Origin of the sequence: Cupriavidus sp. UBA2010, from assembly GCF_002335265.1 — a bacterium.
Taxonomy (GTDB): Bacteria; Pseudomonadota; Gammaproteobacteria; order Burkholderiales; family Burkholderiaceae; genus Cupriavidus; species Cupriavidus metallidurans.
In genome coordinates this window covers 223,139-249,302 of record NZ_DDCI01000033.1, presented here as the reverse complement: position 1 = coordinate 249,302, position 26,164 = coordinate 223,139, and the positions used below count along the sequence as shown (strand labels likewise).

Annotated in this window: 20 protein-coding genes; 10 read left to right on the top strand and 10 right to left on the bottom strand. The window is 62.7% G+C overall.

The window, feature by feature from the left end; genetic code table 11:
• Positions 1–190 precede the first annotated feature (190 nt).
• From B2246_RS24920 to B2246_RS24910, 3 genes are all read right to left on the bottom strand, one after another.
• Complete coding sequence (locus tag B2246_RS24920) at positions 191–1,396, bottom strand: branched-chain amino acid ABC transporter substrate-binding protein (protein ID WP_011517421.1); 1,206 nt, start codon at positions 1,394–1,396, stop codon at positions 191–193.
• Positions 1,397–2,070: 674 nt separating this feature from the next.
• Positions 2,071–3,063 carry a 4-hydroxy-3-methylbut-2-enyl diphosphate reductase gene (ispH, locus tag B2246_RS24915; protein ID WP_011517422.1) on the bottom strand — a complete coding sequence of 331 codons (993 nt, stop codon included), beginning with the start codon at positions 3,061–3,063 and terminating at the stop codon, positions 2,071–2,073.
• Positions 3,063–3,554 carry an FKBP-type peptidyl-prolyl cis-trans isomerase gene (locus B2246_RS24910; RefSeq protein ID WP_008644907.1) on the bottom strand — a complete coding sequence of 164 codons (492 nt, stop codon included), beginning with the start codon at positions 3,552–3,554 and terminating at the stop codon, positions 3,063–3,065. The genes ispH and B2246_RS24910 overlap by 1 nt, the downstream gene beginning before the upstream one ends.
• A 382-nt stretch (positions 3,555–3,936) precedes the next feature.
• Between B2246_RS24910 and rpmB the strand changes: the two genes are divergently transcribed.
• From rpmB to nadB, 3 genes are all read left to right on the top strand, one after another.
• On the top strand, positions 3,937–4,170 hold the full coding sequence (rpmB, locus tag B2246_RS24905) for a 50S ribosomal protein L28 (protein WP_008644908.1): 234 nt from the start codon (positions 3,937–3,939) through the stop codon (positions 4,168–4,170).
• A 13-nt stretch (positions 4,171–4,183) separates the two neighbouring features.
• Positions 4,184–4,354, top strand: coding sequence for a 50S ribosomal protein L33 (gene rpmG / locus B2246_RS24900; protein WP_008644909.1), 171 nt, complete (start codon positions 4,184–4,186; stop codon positions 4,352–4,354).
• 180 nt (positions 4,355–4,534) lie between these two features.
• Positions 4,535–6,142, top strand: a complete 1,608-nt coding sequence (gene nadB / locus B2246_RS24895; RefSeq protein ID WP_035884688.1) for an L-aspartate oxidase — start codon at positions 4,535–4,537, stop codon at positions 6,140–6,142.
• 27 nt (positions 6,143–6,169) lie between these two features.
• On the opposite strand, the gene nadC is transcribed toward nadB, so the two are convergent.
• From nadC to purN, 6 genes are all read right to left on the bottom strand, one after another.
• Positions 6,170–7,033, bottom strand: a complete 864-nt coding sequence (gene nadC, locus B2246_RS24890) for a carboxylating nicotinate-nucleotide diphosphorylase (RefSeq protein ID WP_035884687.1) — start codon at positions 7,031–7,033, stop codon at positions 6,170–6,172.
• A complete protein-coding gene (gene nadA / locus B2246_RS24885; RefSeq protein ID WP_035884686.1) occupies positions 7,030–8,184 on the bottom strand; it encodes a quinolinate synthase NadA in 1,155 nt (384 codons plus the stop codon). The genes nadC and nadA overlap by 4 nt, the downstream gene beginning before the upstream one ends.
• A gap of 141 nt (positions 8,185–8,325) precedes the next feature.
• Positions 8,326–9,516 carry a DesA family fatty acid desaturase gene (locus B2246_RS24880; protein ID WP_029310125.1) on the bottom strand — a complete coding sequence of 397 codons (1,191 nt, stop codon included), beginning with the start codon at positions 9,514–9,516 and terminating at the stop codon, positions 8,326–8,328.
• Positions 9,517–9,811: 295 nt separating this feature from the next.
• A complete protein-coding gene (locus tag B2246_RS24875) occupies positions 9,812–11,182 on the bottom strand; it encodes a mechanosensitive ion channel family protein (protein WP_035884685.1) in 1,371 nt (456 codons plus the stop codon).
• A complete protein-coding gene (locus B2246_RS24870; protein ID WP_011517429.1) occupies positions 11,182–12,582 on the bottom strand; it encodes an RsmB/NOP family class I SAM-dependent RNA methyltransferase in 1,401 nt (466 codons plus the stop codon). Before B2246_RS24870 ends, B2246_RS24875 begins: the two co-directional genes overlap by 1 nt.
• On the bottom strand, positions 12,579–13,241 hold the full coding sequence (gene purN / locus B2246_RS24865) for a phosphoribosylglycinamide formyltransferase (RefSeq protein WP_035884684.1): 663 nt from the start codon (positions 13,239–13,241) through the stop codon (positions 12,579–12,581). Before purN ends, B2246_RS24870 begins: the two co-directional genes overlap by 4 nt.
• A gap of 237 nt (positions 13,242–13,478) precedes the next feature.
• On the opposite strand from purN, the gene B2246_RS24860 reads away from it, so the two are divergent.
• Entirely contained in the window at positions 13,479–14,138 is a 660-nt protein-coding gene (locus B2246_RS24860) for a response regulator (RefSeq protein WP_011517433.1), read from the top strand.
• A 65-nt stretch (positions 14,139–14,203) separates the two neighbouring features.
• Here the strand turns inward: B2246_RS24860 and B2246_RS24855 are convergent, their stop codons facing one another.
• Complete coding sequence (locus B2246_RS24855) at positions 14,204–15,994, bottom strand: ATP-binding response regulator (protein ID WP_035884683.1); 1,791 nt, start codon at positions 15,992–15,994, stop codon at positions 14,204–14,206.
• Positions 15,995–17,426: 1,432 nt separating this feature from the next.
• Here B2246_RS24855 and ltrA point away from each other — a divergent pair.
• The 6 genes from ltrA (at position 17,427) to B2246_RS24825 (ending at position 26,128) form a co-directional block, all read left to right on the top strand.
• The gene (gene ltrA / locus B2246_RS24850) at positions 17,427–19,127 is read left to right on the top strand and encodes a group II intron reverse transcriptase/maturase (protein ID WP_035884682.1); all 1,701 of its coding nucleotides are present in this window, start codon (positions 17,427–17,429) and stop codon (positions 19,125–19,127) included.
• Between the two features lie 123 nt (positions 19,128–19,250).
• Entirely contained in the window at positions 19,251–20,234 is a 984-nt protein-coding gene (locus tag B2246_RS24845) for a bifunctional riboflavin kinase/FAD synthetase (protein WP_035884681.1), read from the top strand.
• 119 nt (positions 20,235–20,353) lie between these two features.
• Positions 20,354–23,233, top strand: a complete 2,880-nt coding sequence (gene ileS / locus B2246_RS24840) for an isoleucine--tRNA ligase (RefSeq protein WP_035884680.1) — start codon at positions 20,354–20,356, stop codon at positions 23,231–23,233.
• Positions 23,233–23,769: a signal peptidase II gene (gene lspA, locus B2246_RS24835; RefSeq protein ID WP_035884679.1), complete on the top strand. Its 537-nt coding sequence runs from the start codon at positions 23,233–23,235 to the stop codon at positions 23,767–23,769. Before ileS ends, lspA begins: the two co-directional genes overlap by 1 nt.
• Before the next feature lie 121 nt (positions 23,770–23,890).
• Positions 23,891–25,090 carry a bifunctional phosphopantothenoylcysteine decarboxylase/phosphopantothenate--cysteine ligase CoaBC gene (coaBC, locus tag B2246_RS24830; protein WP_008644932.1) on the top strand — a complete coding sequence of 400 codons (1,200 nt, stop codon included), beginning with the start codon at positions 23,891–23,893 and terminating at the stop codon, positions 25,088–25,090.
• An 18-nt stretch (positions 25,091–25,108) separates the two neighbouring features.
• Complete coding sequence (locus tag B2246_RS24825) at positions 25,109–26,128, top strand: LLM class flavin-dependent oxidoreductase (RefSeq protein WP_035884678.1); 1,020 nt, start codon at positions 25,109–25,111, stop codon at positions 26,126–26,128.
• The last annotated feature ends 36 nt before the right edge of the window (positions 26,129–26,164 follow it).

The following is a 26,164-nucleotide window of genomic DNA, read 5'->3' as shown; positions in this document are numbered from 1 at the left end:
GCCGGCATGGTGTGGATGCCTCGGATGGGACGGTAATGTTGGATAGGTCAGGTGTGGGTGTTGCTCTGCTGGTGTGCCTCCCGCCCTGTTCCACCCTTGGTAAGGATGCTGTCAACACGTTGGCGAGACTAAAAAGAACGGCACCGTAAAAGTGCTCACGGTGCCGTTCGTCTGGGCTGGTAAGCCCTGATTACATCTTCACGACGTCGAGGACGGACTTCTTCTTGTCCTTGTAGTCGTACAGGGTGATGGTGCCCTCCTTCATATCGCCCTTCTCGTCGAAGGCGATGTTGCCGATCACGCCCTTGTAGTTCGTCTTCGGCATCTCGGCCAGGATGGCCGCCGCGTCGGTCGAATTGGCGCGCTTCATCGCGTCGACGATCACCATGACGGCGTCATAGGTGAACGGCGCGTAGATCTGCACAGGCGAGTTGAAACGTGCCTGGTAGCGCTTCTCGAAGTCGGCGCCCTTCTCCATCTTGGACAGTGCCAGACCGGCTTCCGAGCAGATGAGGTTGTCCACGGCGTCGCCAGCCAGTTCGGCCACCTTGTCGGTACAGACACCATCGCCGCCAACGATCTTCGCCGTGATGCCGAGTTCCTTGGCCTGCTTGGCGAACGGACCGCCGGTGGCGTCCATGCCACCGTACATGATCACGTCGGGCTTCTTGCCCTTGATCTTGGTCAGAATGGCCTTGAAGTCGGTGGCCTTGTCGTTGGTGGCTTCACGTGCCACCACGTTCACACCATCGGCCTTCGAGGTCTTCTCGAACTCATCGGCCAGGCCCTTGCCGTAGGCGGTGGCATCGTCAACGATGGCCACGGTCTTGGCGTGCAGGGTCTTGGCAGCGTAGTTGGCCAGTGCCGGACCTTGCTGGGCATCCGTCGCCACCACGCGATAGGTGGTCTTGAAGCCCTGCTTGGTGTAGTCGGGGTTGGTCGACGACGGCGAGATCTGGACGATGCCGGCATCGCTGTAGATCTTCGAAGCCGGGATCGACACGCCCGAGTTCAGGTGGCCCACCACGGCCACGACCTTGGCGTCCACCAGCTTCTGGGCCACGGCGGTACCGGTCTTCGGATCGGCCGCGTCGTCTTCGCCAACCAGTTCCAGCTTGATCTTCTTGCCGTTGATGGTCAGGCCATCCTTGTTGACCTCTTCCACGGCCAGGCGGGCGCCGTTCTCGTTGTCCTTGCCAAGGTGGGCAATGCCGCCGGTCAGGGGCGCCGCGTGACCGATCTTGACGATGGTCTCGCCGCCACTCGTGTCGGCTGCCGCCGTGGCAGCGGGTGCCGGTGCGGCCGATTCAACCGGCTTTTCTTCTTTCTTGCCACATGCAGCGACCAGCGCCACAGCGGCCGCGATCGGCAGAATCTTGGCAAACGTGAATTGCATGAGTGATCTCCTAGGATTCACAAAAACAGGGAATAAAACACGCCTCCCGGACGTATTCCCCGAACCGCCTTTGTTTAGTTTCAATTTGAAACGCGCGAATTGTATCCCCTTTCTTTGTAGATGCAATACGCGACGCAACAACCTGAACCTTTTACCCGCCAAATGAGCTAGGGAATTTCCCCAATGCACAAAATGGGGCAATCTCCGCTCAGTTGGCAGACCCGTCACATACCCTTACAAGAATCGTGCCCAGCCCCTGCCCAACCAAGCGGCACCACCGTATAAGCATTGCCGGAGCCACCTATAATCACCAACTATTAATTAGGCATTTCATTTCAAATGCAAGATTGCCTCTCTAATGTGCAGAATATGTCGCCGCCCCAAAATAGGGAAAACCCCAGCATCGGGGATTACCCTGTATTGTCTGCGTGTATAGACACGCGAGAAACGTATTAATAAAGAAACGGCTATTACAGAAGTATTGGACGAGGAACAAATGCGCGGCGGCAACGAACGTGCGGAATGACACCCAAGCACCAATCATGGGCGGGAGAAAGGCGGTGCGGATTGCTGGGGAGGGATTTCGGCGCGGACACGGTCACGCGTGCGCGTGAGGTGTCCGGCAGGGACGAGGCAGGCAGGGCGCCCGGCCTCGGGAACTCAGGGCTTCAGGATCAGGACTGGACCGACACGCTGGCCAGGCCGCGCGGCAGCGGGAACGACATGTTCTCTTCCACGCCCTCGAGCGCACGCACGCTCTTGACGCCGAAGGTCCGCAGACGCTCGACGATTGCCTGGGCGAGCGCCTCGGGCGCCGAGGCGCCGGCTGTCAGGCCAATGCGGCGCTTGCCAGTCACCCATTCCGGCTTGAGCTGTTCCGGATCGTCCACCATGTACGCCGGCACGCCCAGACGGTCGGCCAGTTCGCGCAGGCGGTTCGAGTTCGAGCTGTTCGGGCTGCCCACCACGATCACCACTTCCACCTGCGGCACCATGAACTTCACGGCGTCCTGGCGGTTCTGCGTCGCGTAGCAGATGTCCTGCTTCTTCGGCTCGCGGATCTGCGGGAAGCGGACCTTGAGCGCGGCCACGATCTCGGCGGTCTCGTCCACCGACAGCGTGGTCTGCGTGACGTAGGCCAGTTGTTGCGGATCGGCAACGACCAGACGATTCACGTCGTCCACCGATTCCACCAGCAGCATCCCGTGTTCGGATTGGCCCATGGTGCCTTCCACTTCGGGGTGGCCCCGGTGGCCGATCATGATGATCTCGCAACCCTCGCCGCGCATCTTGCCGACTTCCACGTGCACCTTGGTCACCAGCGGGCAGGTGGCATCGAAAACGGTCAGACCTCGCGCTGTGGCGTCGGCGCGCACTTCCTTCGATACGCCATGGGCGCTGAAGATAACCGTCGAGCCCTGCGGCACTTCGTCGAGCTCGTCGACGAAGATCGCGCCTTTCTTGCGTAGGTCGGCCACCACGTAGGCGTTGTGGACGATCTCGTGGCGCACATAGATAGGAGCGCCGAACCGCGACAGCGCGCGTTCGACGATTTCGATCGCACGATCGACGCCCGCGCAGAAGCCGCGCGGCTGCGCCATCAGGATCTCGGCATCGGCAGGGACAGTGGTTTCGGTCATGCTGCGTTCCGTTACAACGGCAGACATCAGAGAATTCCGATCAGCTGGACGTCGAACAGAATTGCCTGTCCGGCCAGCGGGTGGTTGAAATCGAAAAGCGCGGCGGTCTCGCCGTACTCCTTGAGCACGCCGGCGTACTTGCCGCCGCCAGGCGCGTTGAATTCGACAAGGTCGCCCGGCGCGTAGTCTTCCTCGAACGAGCTGTTCTCGCGCAGCGTGGCCAGCGAGACCCATTGCAGCAGTTCGGGATTGCGCGGGCCGAACGCCTGTTCGGGAGCCAGGCGATAGAGGGTGCGCTCGCCTTCGGCCATCCCCAGCAGCGCCTGTTCCAGCGTCGGAACGAGCTGACCCTGGCCAAGCAGCAGCGTGGCGGGCTTTTCCTCGAACGTGCTCACCACTTCGGTGCCGTTCTCGAGGGCAATGCTGTAATGAAGCGTCAGGAAGGAGTCTGCCTGGACGGTCTTGCGCGCAGGCGCGGCGTCACGTTCGGCCTGGGCCGCAGTAGATTGCAAAGTCATGGGAGTCAACCGGTCAACAGCCGCCATTGTATGCGACTAGACCATCGGCCGTTGGGCTGCTCGCGCTGGCAACTCGGAAAACCTTGAGGAAACACATCCCGGAAGAGACTGGACAGCACTCGCCGGGGCCGTTACATTGTGGGCCCCGTCGATCTCCGGTCGACGGCAGAACATGACCGGCCCATCCGTCAGCCCATGACGTGACGCAAGCAGCACGATGCAACGGCCCGCTTCCGAATCTGTCGGAAGGCATTGATTCGTCGCTCGTTTCCGGTCTATAATGTTCGTTTCGCTGAAGTACCAATCCGCTGCAGTCCGGGCCCGCGCGCCTTTTGTTGATCTGTTGCGAACATTGTCCACGAATAAGATTTAGGAGTGCTTCATGGCACGCGTCTGTCAAGTGACCGGGAAAGCGCCGATGGTCGGCAACAACGTTTCCCACGCAAACAACAAGACCAAGCGCCGTTTTCTGCCCAACCTGCAGAACCGCCGCTTCTTCGTTGAATCGGAAAACCGCTGGGTGAGCCTGCGCGTCTCGAACGCCGGTCTGCGCCTGATCGACAAGAAAGGCATCGACGCCGTGCTCGCAGACCTGCGCGCACGCGGCGAAGTCTAATTAGGAGTACACCATGGCCAGCAAAGGCGGACGCGACAAGATCAAGCTGGAATCGACCGCAGGTACCGGTCATTTCTACACGACCACCAAGAACAAGCGCACCATGCCGGAAAAGATGGAGATCTCGAAGTTCGATCCCGTCGCCCGTAAGCATGTGCCTTACAAGGAAACCAAGATCAAGTAATTGATCTACGGTCTTCAGCCAAAAGCCCCGCACTAGCGGGGCTTTTTGTTTCTGGGCGGCCGTCCGGCAATCGCCGCCAAACCTTGCCGGCCAAGGGGAGGTGTAACAGTCTGGTGCAGGTGGGTGTAGACTTGCGAGCTTTCCCCCAACGCTCTTTCGCCCTCGCGCGATCCCTGCACCATGAACTACGACGTCGCGATCGTCGGCAGCGGGCTGGCCGGCCTTACCGTCGCTTTGCAGCTTGCCGATACCCACCGGGTTGTCATCCTCAGCAAACGCGCCATGACAACGGGGGCAAGCGATTGGGCCCAGGGCGGCATCGCCGCGGTGCTCGACTCGGGCGATAGTCACGACGAACACACGCAGGACACGCTGGTTGCAGGTGCAGGACTTTGCGACGAGGATGCGACGCGCTTCATCGTGGAGCATGGCCGCGAAGCGATCCAATGGCTGATCGACCGCGGGGTGCCGTTCACGCGCGACGAACAGGCCGAACTCGGCTTCCACCTCACCCGCGAAGGCGGGCATAGCCGTCGCCGCATCATCCACGTTGCCGACGCCACGGGCCATGCGGTGGTGACCACGCTGGCCGAGCAGGCCCGCCAGCATCCGAACATCACGATCCTCGAAGACCAGTTCGCAGTCGACCTGATCACGTCCGCCAAGCTCGGCTTGCCCGGCAACCGTTGCTATGGCCTGTACGTGCTCGATGCGGAAACGGGCGAAGTGCGCACGCTCACAGCCACGCATACGGTACTGGCCGCCGGCGGCGCGGGCAAGGTCTACCTCTATACGACCAACCCCGATACGGCTACGGGCGACGGCATCGCCATGGCCTGGCGCGCGGGCTGCCGGGTGTCGAACATGGAATTCATCCAGTTCCACCCGACCTGCCTCTATCACCCCTACGCGAAGTCGTTCCTGATCTCGGAAGCCGTGCGCGGCGAAGGCGGCCTGCTGAGGCTGCCGGATGGCACGCGCTTCATGCCCGAGCATGACGCCCGCGCCGAACTGGCGCCGCGTGACGTGGTGGCCCGCGCCATCGACTTCGAAATGAAAAAGCGCGGCCTGGATTGCGTGTATCTCGACATCACGCACCAGCCCGTGTCGTTCCTCAAGGAACACTTCCCGACGATCTACGCCCGCTGCCTGGAACTCGGCATCGATATCGCGCGCGAGCCGATTCCCGTGGTGCCGGCCGCGCACTACACCTGCGGTGGCGTGGTCACCGATACGGCGGGCCGCACCGATCTCGGCAATCTCTACGCAGTTGGCGAGACGGGTTGCACTGGTCTGCACGGCGCCAACCGCCTGGCGTCGAACTCGCTGCTCGAATGCATGGTGATCGGCCGCGCCGCAGCTTCGGACATTGCCTCGCAAGGCAAGGCCGACGCGCCGGACATCACGCTGCCGGCCTGGGACGAGAGCCGCGTATCGGATGCCGACGAGGAAGTCGTCGTCTCGCACAACTGGGATGAGCTGCGCCGCCTGATGTGGAACTACGTCGGCATCGTGCGCACCGACAAGCGGCTGGAGCGCGCGCAGCACCGGATCGGCATGCTGCGCGAGGAGATTGCCGAGTACTACGCGAATTTCCGTGTTACTCGCGATCTGTTGGAATTGCGCAACCTGGTGGAAGTGGCGTCGCTGATCGTCGACAGCGCCTACTCGCGCCACGAAAGCCGTGGCCTGCACTTCAGCCGTGACTATCCGGAAACGCTGCCGAAGGCGCTGCCTACCGTGCTGCAACCGCTGACGGGCCGCGCGGCAAGCCGCCGGAAGGTCTGAGCCTCCGGCGACAGCCCAGGACCAGGTTCAGCCGACGATGCGCAGCGAGTAATCGGTCGCGCGCACATCCTTGGTGAGGGCGCCGACCGAGATCCGGTCGACGCCGGTTTCGGCGAAACGGCGAATCGTTTCGTAGTTCACTCCGCCCGACACCTCGAGAAGTGCGCGCTCACGGTTGATCGCCACGGCCTCTCGCATCATTTCCAGCGAGAAGTTGTCGATCAGCACGGACTTCGCGCCTGCCGCCAGCGCCTCTTCCAGCTCGGCGATCGATTCAACCTCGATCTGGATCGAAGCATCGGTGCCAAGCGCCAGCGCCGCTTCCATCGCCGCCGCGATACCGCCGGCCGCCGCGATGTGGTTCTCCTTGATCAGGATGCCGTCGTATAGCGCCAGGCGCTGGTTCTCTCCGCCTCCGATCCTCACCGCATACTTCTGCGCAAGCCGCAGACCCGGCAGCGTCTTGCGCGTATCGAGCACGCGTGCGCGCGTATCGGCGATCAGATCGGCGTAACGGCGAGTGGCCGACGCCACGCCGGAGAGCAGTTGCAGGAAATTCAGCGATGGCCGCTCGGCGGTCAGCAACGCGCGTGCCGGCCCGGTGATTTCGCAGACCACGTCGCCCGGCGCCAGGCGCGCGCCCTCTTCCTTTTGCCAAGTCACCTGCAGCCTCTCGTCGATGGCTTGCATGCAGGCGTCGAACCACGGGCGACCGCACAGCACGGCAGCTTCGCGAACAATCACGCGGGCGTGCACGGGCTTGTCGGCCGGCACCAGCAGACCGGTCAGGTCACCAGCCCCCACATCCTCGGCAATCGCCGCCTTGACGTTGGCGGCCAGCGCCACACGCAGCGCGGGGCCGTAGCTATCGAATACGGAATTCACGCTCATGCCGGGCCAACTCCGCTGAACAGTGCCGATTCCTTGGCGAGATCGGCTGCGGGGCGAACATTGGCTTTCTGCTGCGCGGCGAAATCGAGCATCCGGTTGATACACGTTACGGCGCGTCGTCCGATGTCGGCGTCGACGTGAATTTCGTTGCGGCCGGTCTCGAGGACTTCGGCCAGATTGGTCAGCGCATTCATGGCCATCCACGGGCAATGCGCGCAGCTCTTGCAGGTGGCGCTGTTGCCGGCGGTCGGGGCCTCGATGAACATCTTGCCCGGCGCGGCCATACGCATCTTGTGCAGGATGCCGTTATCGGTGGCAACGATGAACTCGTTGGCGTCCAACTGCTGGGCCGCGGCGATCAGCTGGCTGGTCGAGCCAACCACGTCAGCCTGCGCAACCACGTTGGCCGGCGATTCCGGGTGGACCAGGATCTTGGCCTTCGGATGCTCGCGGCGCAGCAGATCGAGTTCGATACCCTTGAACTCGTCGTGCACCAGGCACGAGCCCTGCCACAGCAGCATATCGGCGCCGGTCTGCTGCTGGATGTAGCTGCCCAGATGCTTGTCCGGTGCCCACAGGATCTTCTCGCCGCGCGCGTGCAGATGCTCGACGATCTTCAGGCCGATGCTCGACGTCACCATCCAGTCGGCGCGTGCCTTCACCGCCGCGCTGGTGTTGGCATAAACCACCACGGTGCGATCCGGGTGCGCATCGCAGAATGCCGCGAAATCGTCGGCCGGGCAGCCCAGGTCCAGCGAGCAGGTGGCGTCCAGATCCGGCATCAGGATGGTCTTCTCGGGGCTCAGGATCTTGGCGGTCTCGCCCATGAATCGCACACCGGCCACCACGAGCGTCTTGGCATCGTGATCGCGCCCGAAGCGGGCCATTTCCAGCGAATCGGACACGCAGCCGCCGGTTTCCTCGGCAAGATCCTGCAGGTCGGCATCGACGTAGTAATGCGCCACCAGCACCGCATTGCGCTCTTTCAGCAACTTGCGAATGCGGGACTTGAGCGCCTGGCGCTCATCGGGTGTCAGCGCCGGGGGCACCTTGGCCCAGGCGTGCGCGACGCAGCTACCACCGGCGGCCGCGTCAGGGTCCGTCAGGTTCGGCTTCTCGAACTCGACGCTCTTGATCGTTTGTGGGGTCATCTCTGCAGTACTCCTCGGCGCACCGTTGGCCGCCGCGCTGTGAACGCGCGGTCTGTGCCATCACATGGAGAAGTTTAGCCAAAAGAAAAGCCCCGCCTGGGGCGGGGCTTTGTAGCCATGACGGGCGCGTCGGCGATTGTATCAGGCGTACCGGCGCAGGCGCAGCGAAAACTCCTGCAGCGCCTGGATCCCGCTGGCTTCGGCGCGATGGCACCAAGCCTGCAGCTGAGCCAGCAGTTGCTCGCGCGTCAGGTTCGAGCGGCCCCAGATCACAGCCAGTTCGCGGCGCATTTCCACGAACGTGCTCAGCATCTTGTTTTGCTCGACGATGGTCGCCAATTGCTGACGTTGCGGCGCAGCCAGCTTGGTTTCCTCGCGGTGGAACCACTTGCGGGCCGGCTTGAAGCTCGAGTACTCGGGCGTATTGCCTTCCTTGTGCTTGCGCAGTTCATCCTTGTAGGCGGACTTCAGCGTCTTGGCATAGCGGGCCATCACGTCGTAGCGGTTAGCGATGATCGCTTCCAGCGTGTTGTGATCCACCGGACGAGCCTCCACCAGGCGAGCCTTGGGCGGGATCTTCTTGACCTTGGCCAGGCCCACCGACTGCATCGCGCGGATGTACCACCAACCCACGTCGATCTCATACCACTTGATCGAGAACTTGGCCGACGTCGGGTACGTGTGGTGGTTGTTGTGCAGCTCTTCACCGCCGATGATGAAGCCCCACGGCGACACGTTGGTCGATGCGTCCTCGCAGTCGTAGTTGCGATAGCCCCAGTAGTGGCCCAGGCCGTTGATGATGCCGGCGGCATGGATCGGGATCCAGAGCATCTGCACTGCCCACACGGACATGCCGACCAGGCCGAACAGGGCCAGGTCGATGATCAGCATCAGCGCTACGCCTTGCCAGGAGAAGCGCGAGTACAAATTGCGCTCGATCCAGTCATCGGGCGTGCCGTGGCCGAACTTGGTGATGGTTTCCTTATTCTTGGCCTCGGCGCGATACAGCTCGGCGCCTTCCAGCAGCACCTTGCGGATGCCGCGGGTCTGCGGGCTGTGCGGATCGTCTTCGGTTTCGCACTTGGCGTGGTGCTTGCGGTGAATCGCGGTCCACTCCTTGGTCACCATGCCCGTGGTCATCCACAGCCAGAAACGGAAGAAATGCTGGGCGATCGGATGCAGGTCCAGCGACCGGTGCGCCATGCAGCGGTGCAGGAAAATAGTCACGCCGGCGATCGTGATGTGCGTCATCACGAGCGTGTAGATCACGATCTCCCACCAGGACCAGTTGGCGAGGCCGTTGGCGGCCCAATCAAGAATTGAGTCGAACAAACTGTGTTCTCCGTCTAAAAAACGAGGGATGCAGTGCGGCACTACCATGCAACGCACCAAACGCGCAGAAAAAAGACTGCAAATTCAACGATTGCGATAGCTTTCTGGCGCTGGCGCAATCCTGCGTACGTGGCAGGAGCCGGGCCGAGGCACGAACCGCTGCAATCTGGCGGCTGTCTGGAAGTGGGGCTGACGGGTTGGTCTGCAACCCGCGTTCAGCCCGATATTCTACCGGATCGACGCGGGTCAGACATCCGCTTTTTCCCCGATTTTGAGCGGCTGGCGCGGGAAACGTTCAATCCTGTGCGGCATCCGCCACGACAAGTGGCGTCGCCGGATTCAGCATCCGCACCTCGCGCTGCGGATATGGGATCGAAATGCCATTTTCGTGAAACGCGCGCCAGATGGCCCGATTCATCGCCGACTGCACGCCAAGCTTGCCGTTCTGTGGATCCGCGATGTAGACGGCAGTTTCGTACTCGATGCCGCTGTCAGCAAACATCACAAGGAATGCGGCGGGTGCCGGCGCTTCGAGCACACGTGGCAAATTGCGCACACAATCCTGCAGCAATCCGATCACCATTTCTGGATCGGCGGCATAGTCCGCTTGCACCCGGGTAGCCACGCGCACATTCGTTCCAGAGAACGAATGGTTTTGCACTGACTGGGCCACAAGTTGCTCATTCGGCACAAGCGTCTCGCCGTCACCATTGCGCACAACGGTGTAGCGCGTGCGAATCTGCGACACGATGCCGGTGTACTTGTCGACCGTGATCTGGTCGCCAAGCTTGACCGAGCGATCGAGCAGGATGATGAAGCCCGATATGTAGTTGCTGGCGATCTTCTGCAGGCCAAGACCGAGGCCGACACCCAGTGCGCCGCCAAACACCGAGAGCACGGTCAGGTCGATGCCCACGAGCGACAGGCTCAGCAGCAACGACACCAGTAACAGCAGCGCCTTCGTGATGCGCGTCAGCACGACCTTCAGGTTCGAATCGAGCGTGGTCGCACGCATCAGGCGCTCTTCCAGCCACGAACCAAACCACATCGCCACCAGCACGGTCAGGAGAATCCAGACCATTGCCATCAGCGAATCGGCCAGGTTGATGTGCTGCTTGCCGCCAATCGAGAACCGCACGTCCCGCATCCACGCGACCACGTCCGGCAGCACGCCAAGCACGTACAAACCCATGGCGATCCACGTCAGGGTCGTCAGTACCTTCTCCACCAGCACAAGCATGCCGTGAAGCTGGCCATGTCCCGATATCACTCGCCGGAGGATGTAGAACGTCACATACAACGAGGTGATGCCGAACAGCGGCACCAGCGCGAGCCGCAGAACGCTGATCGGGATCAGCGATTCCAGCGAGAAACGCGCCACCAACACCAGCAGCCAGCTGATGAGCGGGAACACCGCACGCTCCAGGCTGACCGCGGCCATGCGCAACGAGAAGCTTGCCGACTGGTGGCGAACCTCCAGCCGCTTGACCACGCGCCGCGACAGCGGCCACGCGATCAGCAGGCAAATGGCCAGTACCCCGATCTGCCAGAAAAACCCCGGACCGCCCGCATCGTGGATCAGGTCCTGCACCATCTTACCGAACATCGCGTGCGATCGTTTCAGCTCCGCGAGCGTATCGGGGTTCATCAGCGTGCTATCCGCCATCAGCGCGTGCGCTCCAGCACAGCGGCGAAGAAGCCATCGGTCTGATGGATATGCGGATAGAGCGCCAACATGCCGCCTTCCGCCGGCAACTCCGGCACCTCGATCTTCTGCTCGGCCAGCACTTCGCTCACCGGCACAAGTCGGAAATTCTCGTGGGATGCCAGGAAATCACGGATGATTGCCTCGTTTTCGGCCTCCAGCACGCTGCACGTGGCGTACACGACACGGCCGCCGCCCTTCACCAGCTTTGCCGCGGCATCGAGGATGGCCGCTTGCTTCGCAGTGAGCTCCACAACCGATTCCGGCGTCTGACGCCACTTCAGATCGGGATTACGGCGCAGGGTACCCAGGCCGCTGCAAGGCGCGTCCACCAGCACACGATCGATCTTGCCGGCCAGGCGCTTGACCTTGGCATCGCGCTCGGAGTCGATCAGCACCGGGTGCACGTTCGACAGACCACTACGAGCCAGACGCGGCTTCAGATTGGCCAGGCGCTTCTCCGACACATCGAATGCATAGAGCCGCCCAGTCGAGCGCATGGCCACACCCAGCGCCAGCGTCTTGCCGCCAGCGCCCGCACAGAAGTCAACCACCATCTCGCCGCGACGCGGCGCAAGCAGATGGCACAGCAGTTGACTGCCTTCATCCTGCACTTCCACGCCACCGTTGATGAACAGCGGGAGCTGGTTCAACGCGGGCTTGCCCTTGAGGCGGATGCCAGCCGGCGCCATCGGGGCCAGTTCGGCGGCGATACCGGCAGTCTGGAGTTCGGCCAGTGCCTCTTCACGCGACAGCTTGGCGGTGTTCACGCGCAGGTCGAGCGGCGCGGGCCGCAGCCAGGCATCGCCAAGCGCAGCAGTGAATGCCTCGCCATGACGCGCCACCAGATCGTCATACAGCCACTCGGGCAGGTTGGCGCGCACGCGCGGCGCCAGGCTGGAGCGCTCGATCGTGGTCAGGCGGTCGAGCCAGACGGCTTCGTCGGGATGAAGGAATGGCGAAAGCACATCGCGGCCGAGCGTCGCGGCCAGGCCCAGCAGCCCGAGGCGGCGCGTGGCCGAACCCGTGCCACTTTCGGCAAATTGACCAAATTCGACGCGTCGGCGCAACACTGCAAAAATTGCTTCAGCGATGATGCCTCGGTCGCGATGACCAAGTTTGCTATTTTCGCGGAAGTAATGGCTGACCACCGCGTCGGACGGACGCGCGAACAACAGCACCTTGCCGAGCAGTCGGTCGATATGTTGCAGATGGAAAGCCTGCAGGCCGCCGGGCGTGCGCGGCGCGCCGTCAGCGCCCTGCTGCCGGGCGTTGGGCGACTTGCGGATCGGGCTGGCCTTGCCTTTGCTCGGACGCGAGCGCTGGCGATTGTCTTGGGAAGTTGCGGGATTGCGACTCATGGCTGTTTTCCTGCCGCTTGGGGCGAGATGGCCATGAACCATTGGGGCTCGGCCGGTTGAACTACTTGAACGACACCGTCCTGCACGTGCAGACGGTCTTCGACGAACCAGCGCACGGCGCGCGGGTAAATGACATGTTCGCTATCGAGCAAACGATCGGCCAGCGACTCCGGTGTATCGCCAGGCAGAACATCAAGTGCCGCCTGCAACACGATCGGACCATGATCGAGTTCTGGCGTCACGAAATGCACTGTCGCGCCATGCAGCTTGACGCCCGCCTCCAACGCCTGCTTGTGCGTATGCAACCCGGGGAAGCTCGGCAGCAGCGACGGATGGATGTTGAGCATTCGACCGGCGTAATGCTCAACGAAGCCAGGCGTCAGGATCCGCATGAAGCCTGCCAGCACGACGAGGTCGGGCTGATAGACGTCGATGGCGTCCCGCATCGCGGCGTCGAAACTCTCACGTCCGGAAAACTGCTTGTGGTCCACCACACCGGTGGCAATACCGTGGCGCGAGGCGAACTGCAGGCCCGAAGCATCGGGGCGGTTCGACAGTACCGCGGCCACGCGCGCCGGCCATTTTTCGGCGGCGCAGGCCCGGACGATCGCTTCCATGTTGGAGCCACGCCCGGAAATCAATATCACAATATTCTTCATCGCCGCGATTCTACCAAGCTGTGGTCCAAACACTTGCAAACCATGCGCATTAGGTACTTAATTACCGCCAAACGCACATGGGGCAACAAAAACAGGCGCGCCCACCAATCCCACTACCCCCGTGTGATGGATTGTGACGCGCAACCCGCTCTGTTAGAGTGGCCCCTACGCCCACGCGCCGCGACACAAAAAGACGGTGACAACAAGGGCGAAACGGGAACTTAGACGGGAATACGCATGTTGAACGCTGCACCGACTTTGTTGGTGGTCGATGATCATCCTATGGCGCTCTCGGGCACAACCGCCTTCCTGGCGGAAGTGATGCCCGACGTCGCCGTTCATTCCGCTGGCAGCGCCAAGGAAGCCCTTCACTCCCTGAACCAGGGGCTCCGTCCCGATATCGTGCTGCTCGACATCTGGCTGAACGATGGTACTGGCTTCGATGCCATGCAGTCGTTCAAGACCGTGATCCCGGGCGCCCGCTTCATCTTCATGTCGGCGGAGGCCACACCCGAGATCGTGGGCCGCGCCCGCGCGCTATCGGCCTGCGGTTTCGTCGGCAAGCATCTGGACGCCAACGCGTTCACTGCGGCCGTGCGCAAGGTCCTGGCCGGCGACACCAGTTTTCCATCCGATGAGGCCTTGTCCGGCCGATCGCAATCGTTCGGCCCCGCCCACGGCATTCCGGTCACGCCGGCCGAACTCGGCCTCACGCCGCGCCAGGGCTCGGTGCTCGCGCTGGTGCTCGAAGGACTGCCGAACAAGGTCATCGCCCGCAAGCTGGGGCTGACCGAGAACACCGTCAAGGAACACGTCTCCGCCATCCTGCAACGGCTGGGCGTGCGCACGCGCATGCAGGTCATGTCGCGCATGGAGCGTTTCCGCCTGCGCCAGTGAGGCAGTGAACATCGCCACGCATGAATGACAACGCCGCCTCAAGGGCGGCGTTGTCATTCATGCGTTCATGCCGTGGGCAACCAGCGGCGCAGCAACATGCGCAGGTTCGCCGGGTCCACCGGTTTCGGCAGGACGAAGTAGCCTGCCTCCTCGGCCGCCTGCAGCGCCGCGGACTTCAGATCGCCCGTCAGCAGCGCGCTGCGTGCCTGAGGCTGCGAGGTCTGCCAGCGCTCCAGCAAATCGAGCCCGTTCTCGTTGCCGGGCAAGCGCAGGTCACAGAAGATAATGTCCGGCTTGAGACCCTTCGCGAAGAGACGGTCGGCCTCTTCCCCGTGCGCGGCACATGCCACGCGAATGCCCCAGGCCTCCATCAAGGCGATCCACGCCTTGCGAATCTGGCTATCGTCATCGACCACCAGCACAGTGCCACGCAAACGATCGTGTCGCGCTTCTTCCGCCTGCGCATTCGCCCGCATCGCCCGAACACTGGCTACGGTCTCCTCGGGCACCGGCGCCAGCGCGAACCAGAATACCGATCCCTTGCCCGGCACCGAGCGCACGCCGTAAGTCCCGCGCATCAGACGCACGCATTCCCGGAAGATCGCGAGCCCCAGACCAAGACCCTGCGACGGATCGCGCTGCGGATTGTGAACCTGGTAGTACGGCGAGAAAATTTCCGGCAGGTGCTCGGGCGTGATGCCCGCACCGGTGTCCCAGACCTCCAGCCGCACGTGCTTGCGGCGCTGTCGTGCGGTCACCAGAATGCCGCCGCGCTTCGTATAGCGCAGCGCGTTCTGCACGAGGTTGAACAGCGCCCGCCGCAGCAGCACCGGCTCGGCCATGGCGAACAGTTCGTCAGGCACGCGTGGCGTCAGCGTCAGACCGCTTTCGCGCGCATCGGCGGCGAACTGGCTCATCACGTCATGGATCAGCGAATTAAGTTCGCATGGCTCCAGCGTTGGTAACACCTTGCGCCCTTCAAGCTTGGACAGGTCAAGCAGGGACCGGAACAGCAGGTCGATGGTCTGCGTCCCGGCGGCCACCTGCTCGACGAGCGGGTGGAGCGAACTCGATTGGTTGCGCGCACGCAACGCTTCGACCAGCATCACCAGGGCATGAACAGGCTGGCGCAGGTCGTGACTCGCGGCCGCCAGGAAGCGGGATTTCTCCTCACTGGCATGAAGTGCCCGTTCCTTCTCTTCCTGAAACTGCTTGGCGAGCCGGCGGCTTTCGGATTCGAGCTGGATGGCCCGCACCAGCGTGTGCTGCAGATTCAGCGAGTGCCGTGCCAGCATCAGCGCGTAGATAGCCAGCAGCAATTGCACATAGGTGCCGTGGCCCGGAAAGGCAAAGTCAGCCAGCAGCACATTCGGCACAAGGATCGGCACGCCGGCAAAGACCAGGTTCGATGGGATGGGCGACTGCGACGTGGCGCCGCCCGCGAGCACACCCAACGTCAACAGATACAGCACGCTCGAGAACACCACGGACGACGAATACAGGTGCAGCAGCGCCGAACTGCCCCAGGTCAGTCCCGTCAGGAACGCAATGGCGCGCATGTTGTTCCACCACTTGCGCGTGTGCGCCGAGCGGCTCAACCTGCCCATATCGCGCTGGAACCCGAGGTAGAACCACGTCCCGCCGATGGTCAGCAGCAGCATGATGGCGCACCAGATCACCAGCGCCACGTGGTTGGCTTCGTTCCAGAACGTGTACGCGGTCAGTCCCGGCAGCAGGGCCGAGGATGCGATGCCCGTGGGGGAGACACGATGAACGGTGACGAGCAGCTTGGCTCGCGTTTCGGTGTCCAGTTGCGGCCCGGGCGGGGGCAGGATCTTGTTGAGCAGCGCGTTCAAGTGTGGCGTGGCACGTAAGGCGACGTTCTTCGTCGCTGCAACTGGCACCAGACAAGTCTGCCGACGTTGCAGAAATCGCGCAATTTTGTTGCAAGTGGGGCATATCATGCCGATTTTTGCGGCGCCGCGCCATTGCGAGGCGCCCCAATAACCCACAAATTTGTCAAAAGCACCACGTTTGTGGGGGGCGTGTGTCGAAAGCGCGCGCCAGACCAGCGTCAAATTGGTCGGCCGGCAGGCTTTTCGGGCGGCAAACCGGTGGTTCGCCTTATAATGCCCCCTTTCGTGCGACACGCACCCTCGTGTCCGGTAGCTCTACGTTAAGAGCATCGACCTTTGTTGAGACAAGGGGAAGGCTTCGGCCAGAACCGTCCAATCTCAACCATTTCTTGCTTTGACAAACCCGGCCGCAAGGCCGGAGCGAGTCCATGTGTTGCGAGGAGGCCAAAGTATCGGCCGACTCAAAGCTTGCTTTCTGCTGGATGGATTTCCAGCCATTGCCCAAAGGCGGGGACGCTTGCCTTTGGGCAGGTGTCTTTGCAGTACGCACTCTCTACGGAGGTGTGGGCGAATATGCGGCGGTAATTTGCTGCGTCTTCGCTACATAGCATTCAGACCGGCCCAGTAGGGTCGGCACTACGTCTTTGGGATGAAGGCGGGCGCGTCAGCGTCTGTCTTCATCGAGCGCCTGCCAGTATGGAGGCACTGAAGTAATGAAGTGAGGTTTCCGGAGCGTTTAGCTCTGCGCGTTATGGTTCGGTCGAATACACCCGCGAGGGTGCCTCGATAGAGAACCTGCTATGCGACTAGCAGTAGCCTAGGGAGACATGCGTCACGGGTAACTGTGGGGTGTGAAGCTCTCCTGACAACGAAGCCCCCGCAAGGGTGCGTAACTGCCGAGAGGTAGAGACGCAGAGACTCCTAGCAGCAATGGGGTCGAGGAGCCAGGCTGGCTGGTATGGGCAACATATGTGAACTGCTGATAAACACCGTAAGCATTGCAGTGCCAAAGCTGCTGATAGGCACTAACCAAAAGGTATGTGGTCGGTTGTTCCGCTGAAAGTTCGGAACACGTCGCCATTCGGACCACCGGTGAAGAGGCAGGCCCTAACCCAGTCGTGTAATGCGCAGGGAACGTGGTAAGCCCGTATGGCTGCCGGAGCGCGGTATGGCTCAGGCAGGCGAACCGCAAGGAACGCTGTTGGCTGTGCGGGTATGGGAGGTTGGAAAAAGCGAATGCCGAGCTGTAATGGTCCGGATAGGGGTTGAGACATTACCTCACGCGAAAGCGGGCAGACTTCCAACTGGTCTTTCGTCGCAAGACGGCTGACTGAACCCGCTTGTTTAATTTTCTTCCCTTGGGGGGTGATATGCCCCTCAAGGGGCATGTTGTCTCCGTTGTCTTGGGAAGTCCTCAAGATAGGAGAGCAGCATGGAAGCATTGATCCGTGAGGATGAATCTGCGCCCTCCGGCATCCCGCAGCGATGGGGCGACATCAATTGGCGCCGCGTCGAACGGAATGTTCGGGCAATGCAGATTCGAATTGCGAAGGCAACACAGGAAGGGGATTGGCGCAGGGTGAAAACCTTGCAACGGTCCCTGACCCGCTCGTTTTCTGCCAAGGCATCGGCGGTAAGGCGAGTGGCGATGAACCAAGGGGCGCGGACGGCTGGTGTCGACCGCGTTGCGTGGGACTCGCCTGAAGCTCGATGGGAAGCCATTGGGAGGTTGAAGCGCCGGGGGTATCGTCCGCTGCCGTTAAGGCGGGTGTACATCCCCAAGGCGAATGGGAAGGAGCGCCCCTTGGGCATTCCAACTCTGCACGACCGAGCCATGCAGGCGCTATACCTGCTGGCGCTGGAGCCGGTGTCCGAGGGGACGAGCGATCCGAACTCTTACGGGTTTCGGATTAATCGTTCGACTGCGGATGCCATGTCCCAGCTGTTTGTCTCCTTGTCCAAAAAGGCTTCGGCCCAATGGGTGCTGGAGGCAGACATTAAAGGGTGCTTCGACCATATCAGCCACGACTGGCTGGAGCGCAATGTCCCCATGGACAAAGCAATCCTTCGGAAGTGGCTGAAGGCTGGCGTGGTATTTCAAGGCCAGTTTCAGGCGACCGATGCTGGAACACCACAGGGGGGCATCATCTCCCCAACCTTGGCCAACGTGGCACTGAATGGGCTGGAACGTGACCTGATGAAGTTCTTACGAACGAAACTCGGGACTGTCCAGGCCAACAGGCTAAAGGTGAATGTCGTGCGGTACGCGGACGACTTCGTGATCACCGGCAATACGCCGGAAGTTTTGGAGCACGAAGTGAAGCCGTGGGTAGAACAGTTCCTAGCAGTACGGGGACTCACTCTTTCCCCGGAGAAAACGCGAATCGTGAACATCGCCGATGGCTTTGACTTCCTTGGGTGGAATTTCCGGAAGTATTCGGGAACGCTGCTCATCAAGCCGAGCAAGAAGAACGCACTAGCGTTCTATCGCAGGGCCAAGGAGGTTATCAGGACACACCATGGGAAAAAGCCGGAGGATCTGATCCGAACGCTGAACCCGATGCTGAGGGGTTGGGCACAGTATCACGGCCCAGTGGTTGCAAAGGCGGCGTTCACCCGAATGGAGCACCTGATCTTCAGGTGTCTATGGAGGTGGGCAAAACGGCGACACCGAGGGAAGAATACCGAGTGGGTGCGGAAGAAGTACTTTGCCTCAATCGGAATGCGGAACTGGGTGTTTGGAACCAACGTTTTGGGTAAGGCTGGCGAACGCTACTGGATGGAGTTGTATTCGATACCGAGTACGCCTATTCGGAGGCACAAGAAGGTTCGAGGGGACTACAACCCCTTCGACCCAGCGCAGGAAATGTATGGCGAAACACTGCGGCAGGAACGCATGGCAGAAAGCATGTCGTACCGAAAGCAGTGGGCAAAGCTGTTCATGTCCCAGCGGGGCTTATGCGCGGTATGCCAAGGCAAGATAACCAAAGAGACAAGATGGCATGACCATCACATCGAACCACGGGTTTCCGGTGGCTCGGACGCTCTAGGGAATCGAGTTCTGGTGCACCCCGACTGTCATGTCCAAGTTCACTCCTATGGTCAAGTTGCAGTGAAGCCGGTGTTTGATTAACTCATTCATTTTGTAGAGGCTTGAGCCGTATGCGGGGAAACTCGCACGTACGGTTCTTAGGGGGGAGCATTGCCAGTGATGGTATGCTCCTACCCTCCCCAAAAACGCTCGTCCGCCGTCCTCGTGAAAGTCTTCCGCGGTCTGCCCAATGCCGAAAGCCGGGCGCCTTGCGCGCTTACCATCGGCAATTTCGACGGTGTGCATCGCGGCCACCAGTCGTTGCTCGCGCGCGCCCGCGCGGCCGCCGATGCACGCGGCCTGCCGCTGTGCGTGATGACATTCGAGCCGCATCCGCGCGAATTCTTCGCCCCCGAGCACGCTCCCACCCGTATCGCCCTGCTGCGCGACAAGCTCGACGCGCTGCGCCGCAACGGCGTGGATCGCGTGGTGGTGGAGCATTTCAACGCGCATTTCGCCGCCCAGTCGCCTCAGGCTTTCGTCGAGAACGTGCTCTGGCACGGCCTCCACGCCCGATGGGTGCTGGTTGGCGACGACTTCCGCTTCGGCGCCAAGCGCGCCGGCGACTTCTCCTATCTGCAGGAGGCCGGCCGGCAGTTCGGTTTCGATGTCGAGCAGATGGGATCGGTCTCCGAAGGCGGCATCCGCATCTCCAGCTCAGCCGTGCGCCAGGCACTGGCCGGTGGCGACCTGGAACATGCGCGCCGGCTGCTCGGCCACGGCTACGCGATTAGCGGCCACGTGATCCATGGGCGCAAGCTCGGCCGTGACCTCGGGTTTCCGACGCTGAACCTGCGGATCTCGCACAAGCGCCCAGCCGTGAACGGCATCTTCGTGGTGCAGGTGCATGGCATTGCCGACCACCCGGTGCCCGGCGTGGCCAGCATCGGCGTGCGGCCGACCGTCGAGGACGCCGGCCGCGTGCTGCTGGAAGTGCACCTCTTCGACTTCAACGAAAACCTGTACGGCAAGCTGATACGGGTGGAATTCATGAAGAAGCTGCGTGACGAGAAGCGCTACGACTCGCTCGAAGCGCTGACCTCGGCCATCGCCAAGGATGCCGCCGACGCGCGCGCATTCTTTGGCCAGACCGCGCCGGATGCCGGCCGGCGCGACTTCGCCACCTCCGCCACCGACCGAATTAGCTAGCGGCCGGCAGCGCGCTCGATCCACGAGCCGCGGCCGGGACCCGCCCTGCCTCACCCCGAATGACACGCGCGGTGGTCATGCACGCGCCGCGCCCTACCGAATTGCCTTGAGAATCAACCATGTCCGACGACAAACGCGCCAAGCCTGAAAAAAGCAAGTATCCGGTCAATCTGCTGGATACCCCGTTCCCGATGCGCGGCGATCTGCCCAAGCGCGAGCCGCAATGGGTAAAGCAATGGCAGGACAAGCAGCTCTACAAGAAGATCCGCGCCGCCCGCCATGGCGCCAAGAAATTCGTGCTGCATGACGGCCCGCCGTACGCCAATGGCGATATCCACATCGGCCACGCAGTCAACAAGGTCCTGAAGGACATGATCATCAAGGCGCGTGGCCTGACCGGGTTGGACGCCGTCTACGTGCCGGGCTGGGACTGCCACGGCATGCCGATCGAGATCCAGATCGAAAAGCAGTTCGGCAAGGGTCTCCCGGTGCAGGAAGTCCAGTCGAAGGCGCGCGCCTACGCCACCGAGCAGATCGCCCGCCAGCGCAAGGACTTCGAGCGTCTGGGCGTGCTCGGCGACTGGGAGAACCCGTACCTGACCATGAACTTCAGCAACGAGGCCGACGAGCTTCGCGCGCTGGGCAAGATCATGGAGCGCGGCTACGTGTTCCGCGGCCTGAAGCCGGTCAATTGGTGCTTTGACTGCGGCTCGGCGCTGGCCGAGGCGGAGGTCGAGTACAAGGACAAGGTCGACCTGTCGATCGACGTCGGCTTCCCGTTCGCCGAGACCGACAAGATCGCCCACGCATTCCATGTGCCGCTGGCCCAGCTAGAAGGCAAGCCGGGCTGGATCGTGATCTGGACCACCACCCCGTGGACCATCCCGTCGAACCAGGCGCTGAACATGCACCCGGAGGTGGAATACGCGCTGGTCGACACGCCGCGTGGCTTCCTGATCCTGGCCAAGGATCGCGTCGAAGAACAACTCAAGACCTACGCGCTGGAAGGCACGATCGTCGCCACGGCGCGCGGTGACGCGCTGACCGAAGTGCGCTTCCACCACCCGCTGGCGAAAATGGATGCCGGCTACGTCCGTACGTCGCCGGTCTACCTGGGCGACTACGTGACCACCGACACCGGTACCGGCATCGTCCACTCGGCGCCGGCCTACGGCGTGGAAGACTTCCAGTCGTGCAAGGCGCACGGCATGCCGGATTCGGACATCATCAGCCCCGTGATGGGCGATGGCGTCTACGCCAGCACGCTGCCGCTGTTCGGCGGCCTGTCGATCTGGGATGCCAATCCGAAGATCGTCGAGGTGCTGCGCGAGTCGGGCAACCTGTTCAACTCGCACAAGTACGAGCACAGCTACATGCACTGCTGGCGTCACAAGACGCCGATCATCTACCGCGCCACGTCGCAGTGGTTCGCGGGCATGGACGTGGACCCGGTGGACAACGGCCCGACGCTGCGCGAAACCGCGCTGGCTGGCATCGAGGCCACCGAGTTCTACCCGGCGTGGGGCAAGCAGCGCCTGCACAACATGATCGCCAACCGCCCGGACTGGACGCTCTCGCGCCAGCGCCAGTGGGGCGTGCCGATGGCCTTCTTCATCCACAAGGAAACGGGCGCCCTGCACCCGCGCACGCCCCAGCTGCTCGAGGAAGTGGCCAAGCTTGTGGAGAAGCACGGTATCGAGGCGTGGCAGACGCTCGACCCGAAGGACCTGCTCGGCGACGAAGCCGCGCAGTACGAGAAGAACCGCGACACGCTCGACGTGTGGTTCGACTCGGGCACCACGCACTGGACCGTGATCCGCGGCTCGCACCGTGACGAGCTGTACGATCCTGCCGCCGACCTGCCGGATGGCCGCCTTGCCGACCTCTATCTGGAAGGCTCGGACCAGCATCGCGGCTGGTTCCACTCGTCGCTGCTGACCGCGTCGATGCTCTATGGCAAGCCGCCCTACAAGGCACTGCTGACGCACGGCTTCACGGTCGACGGCGAAGGCCGGAAGATGTCGAAGTCGGTCGGCAATACAGTGTCGCCGCAGGACATCTCGAACAAGATGGGCGCCGAGATCATTCGCCTGTGGGTGGCATCGACCGACTATTCGGGCGAGCTGTCGATCTCCGACGAAATCCTGAAGCGCGTGGTGGAAGGCTATCGCCGCATCCGCAACACGCTGCGCTTCCTGCTGGCCAACCTGACCGACTACGACCACGCCAAGCACGCGCTGCCGGCGTCGGAATGGCTCGAGATCGACCGCTACGCCGTGGCGCTGACCGACCGCCTGCAGAAGGAGGTGCTGTCGCACTACCAGGCCTACGAGTTCCACCCGGTCGTCGCCAAACTGCAGACGTTCTGCTCCGAGGACCTCGGCGGCTTCTACCTGGACGTACTGAAGGACCGCCTGTACACCACGGCCGCTGACTCGAAGGCTCGCCGTGGCGCGCAGAACGCGCTGTATCACATCACCCAGGCGATGCTGCACTGGATGGCGCCGTTCCTGACGTTCACGGCCGAGGAAGCATGGCAGATCTTTGCCCACGGCACCGAGCACAAGGACACCATCTTCACGAGCACGTACTATGCGATCCCGTCGGTGGACGACGGCGACACGCTGTTGCAGAAGTGGCACGAGATCCGTACCGTGCGCGCCGAAGTCACGCGCCAGCTCGAAGCCGTGCGCGTGGAAGGCGACATCGGTTCGTCGCTGCAGGCGGAAGTCACGATCGCCGCGGGCGGTCCGGTGCTGGCCGCGCTGCAGAGCCTGGAAGACGACCTGCGCTTCGTGCTGCTGACGTCGGCCGCCAAGGTCACGCCGGCGCCAGAAGGCGGCGACCTGCTGGTGACGGTCACGCCTTCGCAGCACGCCAAGTGCGAGCGTTGCTGGCACTACCGCGCCGACGTGGGCCACAACCCCGAGCATCCGACGATCTGCGGCCGCTGCGACAGCAACCTGTTCGGCGCCGGTGAACACAGGAGCCACGCCTGATGGCATCGTCCACTCGTTCGACGCGTTCGACGCCGGCCCGCGGCAAGAGCAAGGGCACCAGCAGCAACGTCACGCCGTGGCTGTGGATGGCCTTTGCCCTGCTGGTGGTGATGATCGACCAGTTCTTCAAGGTGGTGATCACGCGCTCGTTCCAGTACGGCGAGTCGCGCCCGGTCACCAGCTTCTTCAACCTGGTGCTGGTCTATAACAAGGGCGCTGCGTTCAGCTTCCTGGCGGATGCGGGCGGGTGGCAGCGCTGGTTCTTCACGCTGCTGGGCGTGGTAGTCGGCGCGTTCATCATCTGGCTGCTCTATCGCCATACCGGACAGAAGCTGTTTTGCCTGGCGGTATCGCTGATTCTTGGTGGTGCCGTGGGCAATGTGGTCGACCGGATCATCCACGGCCACGTGATCGACTTCCTGGACTTCCATCTTCGTAACACGCATTTCCCGGCATTCAACGTGGCGGACTGCGCGATTACGCTCGGGGCGATCCTGCTGATCGTCGACGAGCTGCGGCGCGTGCGACGTCACTGACACCTGTCATACGCCCCTCTCCCACAAGCGGGAGAGGGCGCCAGCCAACTATCCCTTCCAGCGCGTCGCCTCTCCCAGCGGTATCATGCGCAGACTCCCGTCTCCCTGAAGAGCTCTCCCCATGGATTTGCGCGGCAAGCACATCGTCCTTGGTCTGACTGGCGGCATCGCCTGCTACAAGTCAGCCGAGCTGGTCCGACTGCTCACCAAGGCTGGCGCCACGGTGCAGGTGGCGATGACCGAAGCGGCAACGCACTTCATCACGCCTGTCACGATGCAGGCGCTCTCCGGACGCCCGGTGTTCCTCTCCCAATGGGACGCCCGCATCGACAACAACATGGCGCATATCGACCTCTCACGAGAGGCGGACGCCATCCTGATCGCGCCAGCATCGACCGATTTCCTCGCCAAGGTGGCCAACGGCCTCTGCGACGACCTGCTGACCACGCTGTGCATCGCGCGTGAATGCCCGCTGCTGGTGGCGCCGGCGATGAACCGGCAGATGTGGGCCGCCGCGCCAACGCAACGCAATGCCGCGCAGCTACGCGCCGATGGGGTCATGATTCTCGGCCCCGGCACGGGCGACCAGGCCTGTGGAGAAATCGGCGATGGGCGGATGCTCGAACCGGAAGAACTTGTCGAAGACCTGATCGCGTTCTTCCAGCCCAAACCGCTGGCTGGAAAGCGCGTGCTGATCACGGCTGGCCCGACGTTCGAAGCGATCGATCCGGTACGCGGCATCACGAACCTGTCGTCGGGCAAGATGGGATTCTCGATCGCGCGCGCCGCACGTGAAGCGGGTGCCGAGGTACTGCTAGTGGCTGGCCCGACCGCGCTCGACACGCCCCGTGGCGTCACACGCACCGATGTGCGCAGCGCCCAGCAGATGCACGACGCGGTCATGGCGCAACTGCGCGATGTCGACGTGTTCGTCGCCGTGGCCGCCGTGGCGGATTGGCGTCCCGCGGAGGTCGCGCAGCAGAAGCTCAAGAAGGCCAACGACACCGACACGCCGACCCTGCAATTCGTGCAGAACCCGGACATCCTGGCTGCCGTGGCCGCCCGTGCCGATGCCCCCTATTGCGTCGGCTTTGCGGCCGAGAGCGAGAACCTGGAGCAATACGGCGAGCAGAAACGCAAGCGCAAAGGCGTGCCGCTGCTGGTCGGCAATATCGGCCATCGCACGTTCGGTCTCGACGACAACGAGATCGTGCTGTTCGATGCCAACGGCATGACGCGCCTGCCGCGCGCGGACAAGCTCTCGCTGGCGCGCGAGCTTGTCACCGCAATCGGCCAGCGTCTGCCGCGCAAACCCGTGTAATCCGCCGCCCTGCCTGCCATGAGCCAACCCCGCCCCAAGCTGCGCCTGTCGGTGCTCGACCAAAGCCCGGTCATCGCCGGCCATACCGCGCGCGACGCCGTGGCTGCGACCGTCGAACTGGCCCAGATGGCCGACGATCTCGGCTATACCCGCTACTGGTGCGCCGAACACCACGGTCTGCAAGGCGTCTGCAATCCCGCGCCCGAAGTCATGCTGGCGCGGCTGGGCAGCGCGACGAAGCGCATCCGCGTGGGCTCCGGCGGCGTGATGCTGCCCTACTACAGCCCGTTCAAGGTGGCCGAGCAGTTCCGTATGCTCGAAGCGCTGTTCCCGAACCGCGTCGACCTGGGCGTGGGCCGCGCGCCCGGCGGCGATATGCGCACCGCGCAGGCGGTGGCCATGGGGCAGTACAACCGTGGCGACCAGTTCCCGCAACAGGTGCAGGACCTGGTATGGCTGCTGCGCGGGGAAGTCCCGCCCGACCATCTGGCCGAAGGGGTGCTGCTGCAGCCGGTGATCGACACCAAACCCGAACTCTGGGTGCTTGGTTCGAGCGATTTCGGCGGTGCACTGGCCGCCCGTCTCGGGCTGCGATTCGCGTTTGCCCACTTCATCAATGCGCACAGCGGGCATCTGGTGGCGCAGCAATATCGTGAAGTGTTCGAGCCCGGCTACGAGGATAAGCCTTACAGCGCCGCGGCTATCTTCGTGATCTGCGCCGATACCGAACAGGAAGCCGCGACGCTGGAACGCGCGGTCGATATCCGCCGGCTGCAGATGGCCTATGGCGTGAACGCGCCGATTCCCTCGCTGGCGCAGGCGGCTGACTTCACGCCGACCGAACGTGACCGGATGATCATCGAGCACGAACGGCCGCGCACGATCTGCGGCACGCCCGAGCAGGTTGCCGAGCGGATGCTGGCGCTCAAGGACCGGTTCGCGGCGGACGAACTGGTCGTGCTAAGCGTGACGGCCTCCTACAAGGCGCGTCTGCGCACCTATCAGTTGCTGGCCGAGGCATTCGACCTGGCCGCCTGACCCCAGGCCATCCGGCGCGGCGCGGTATGATTCGGC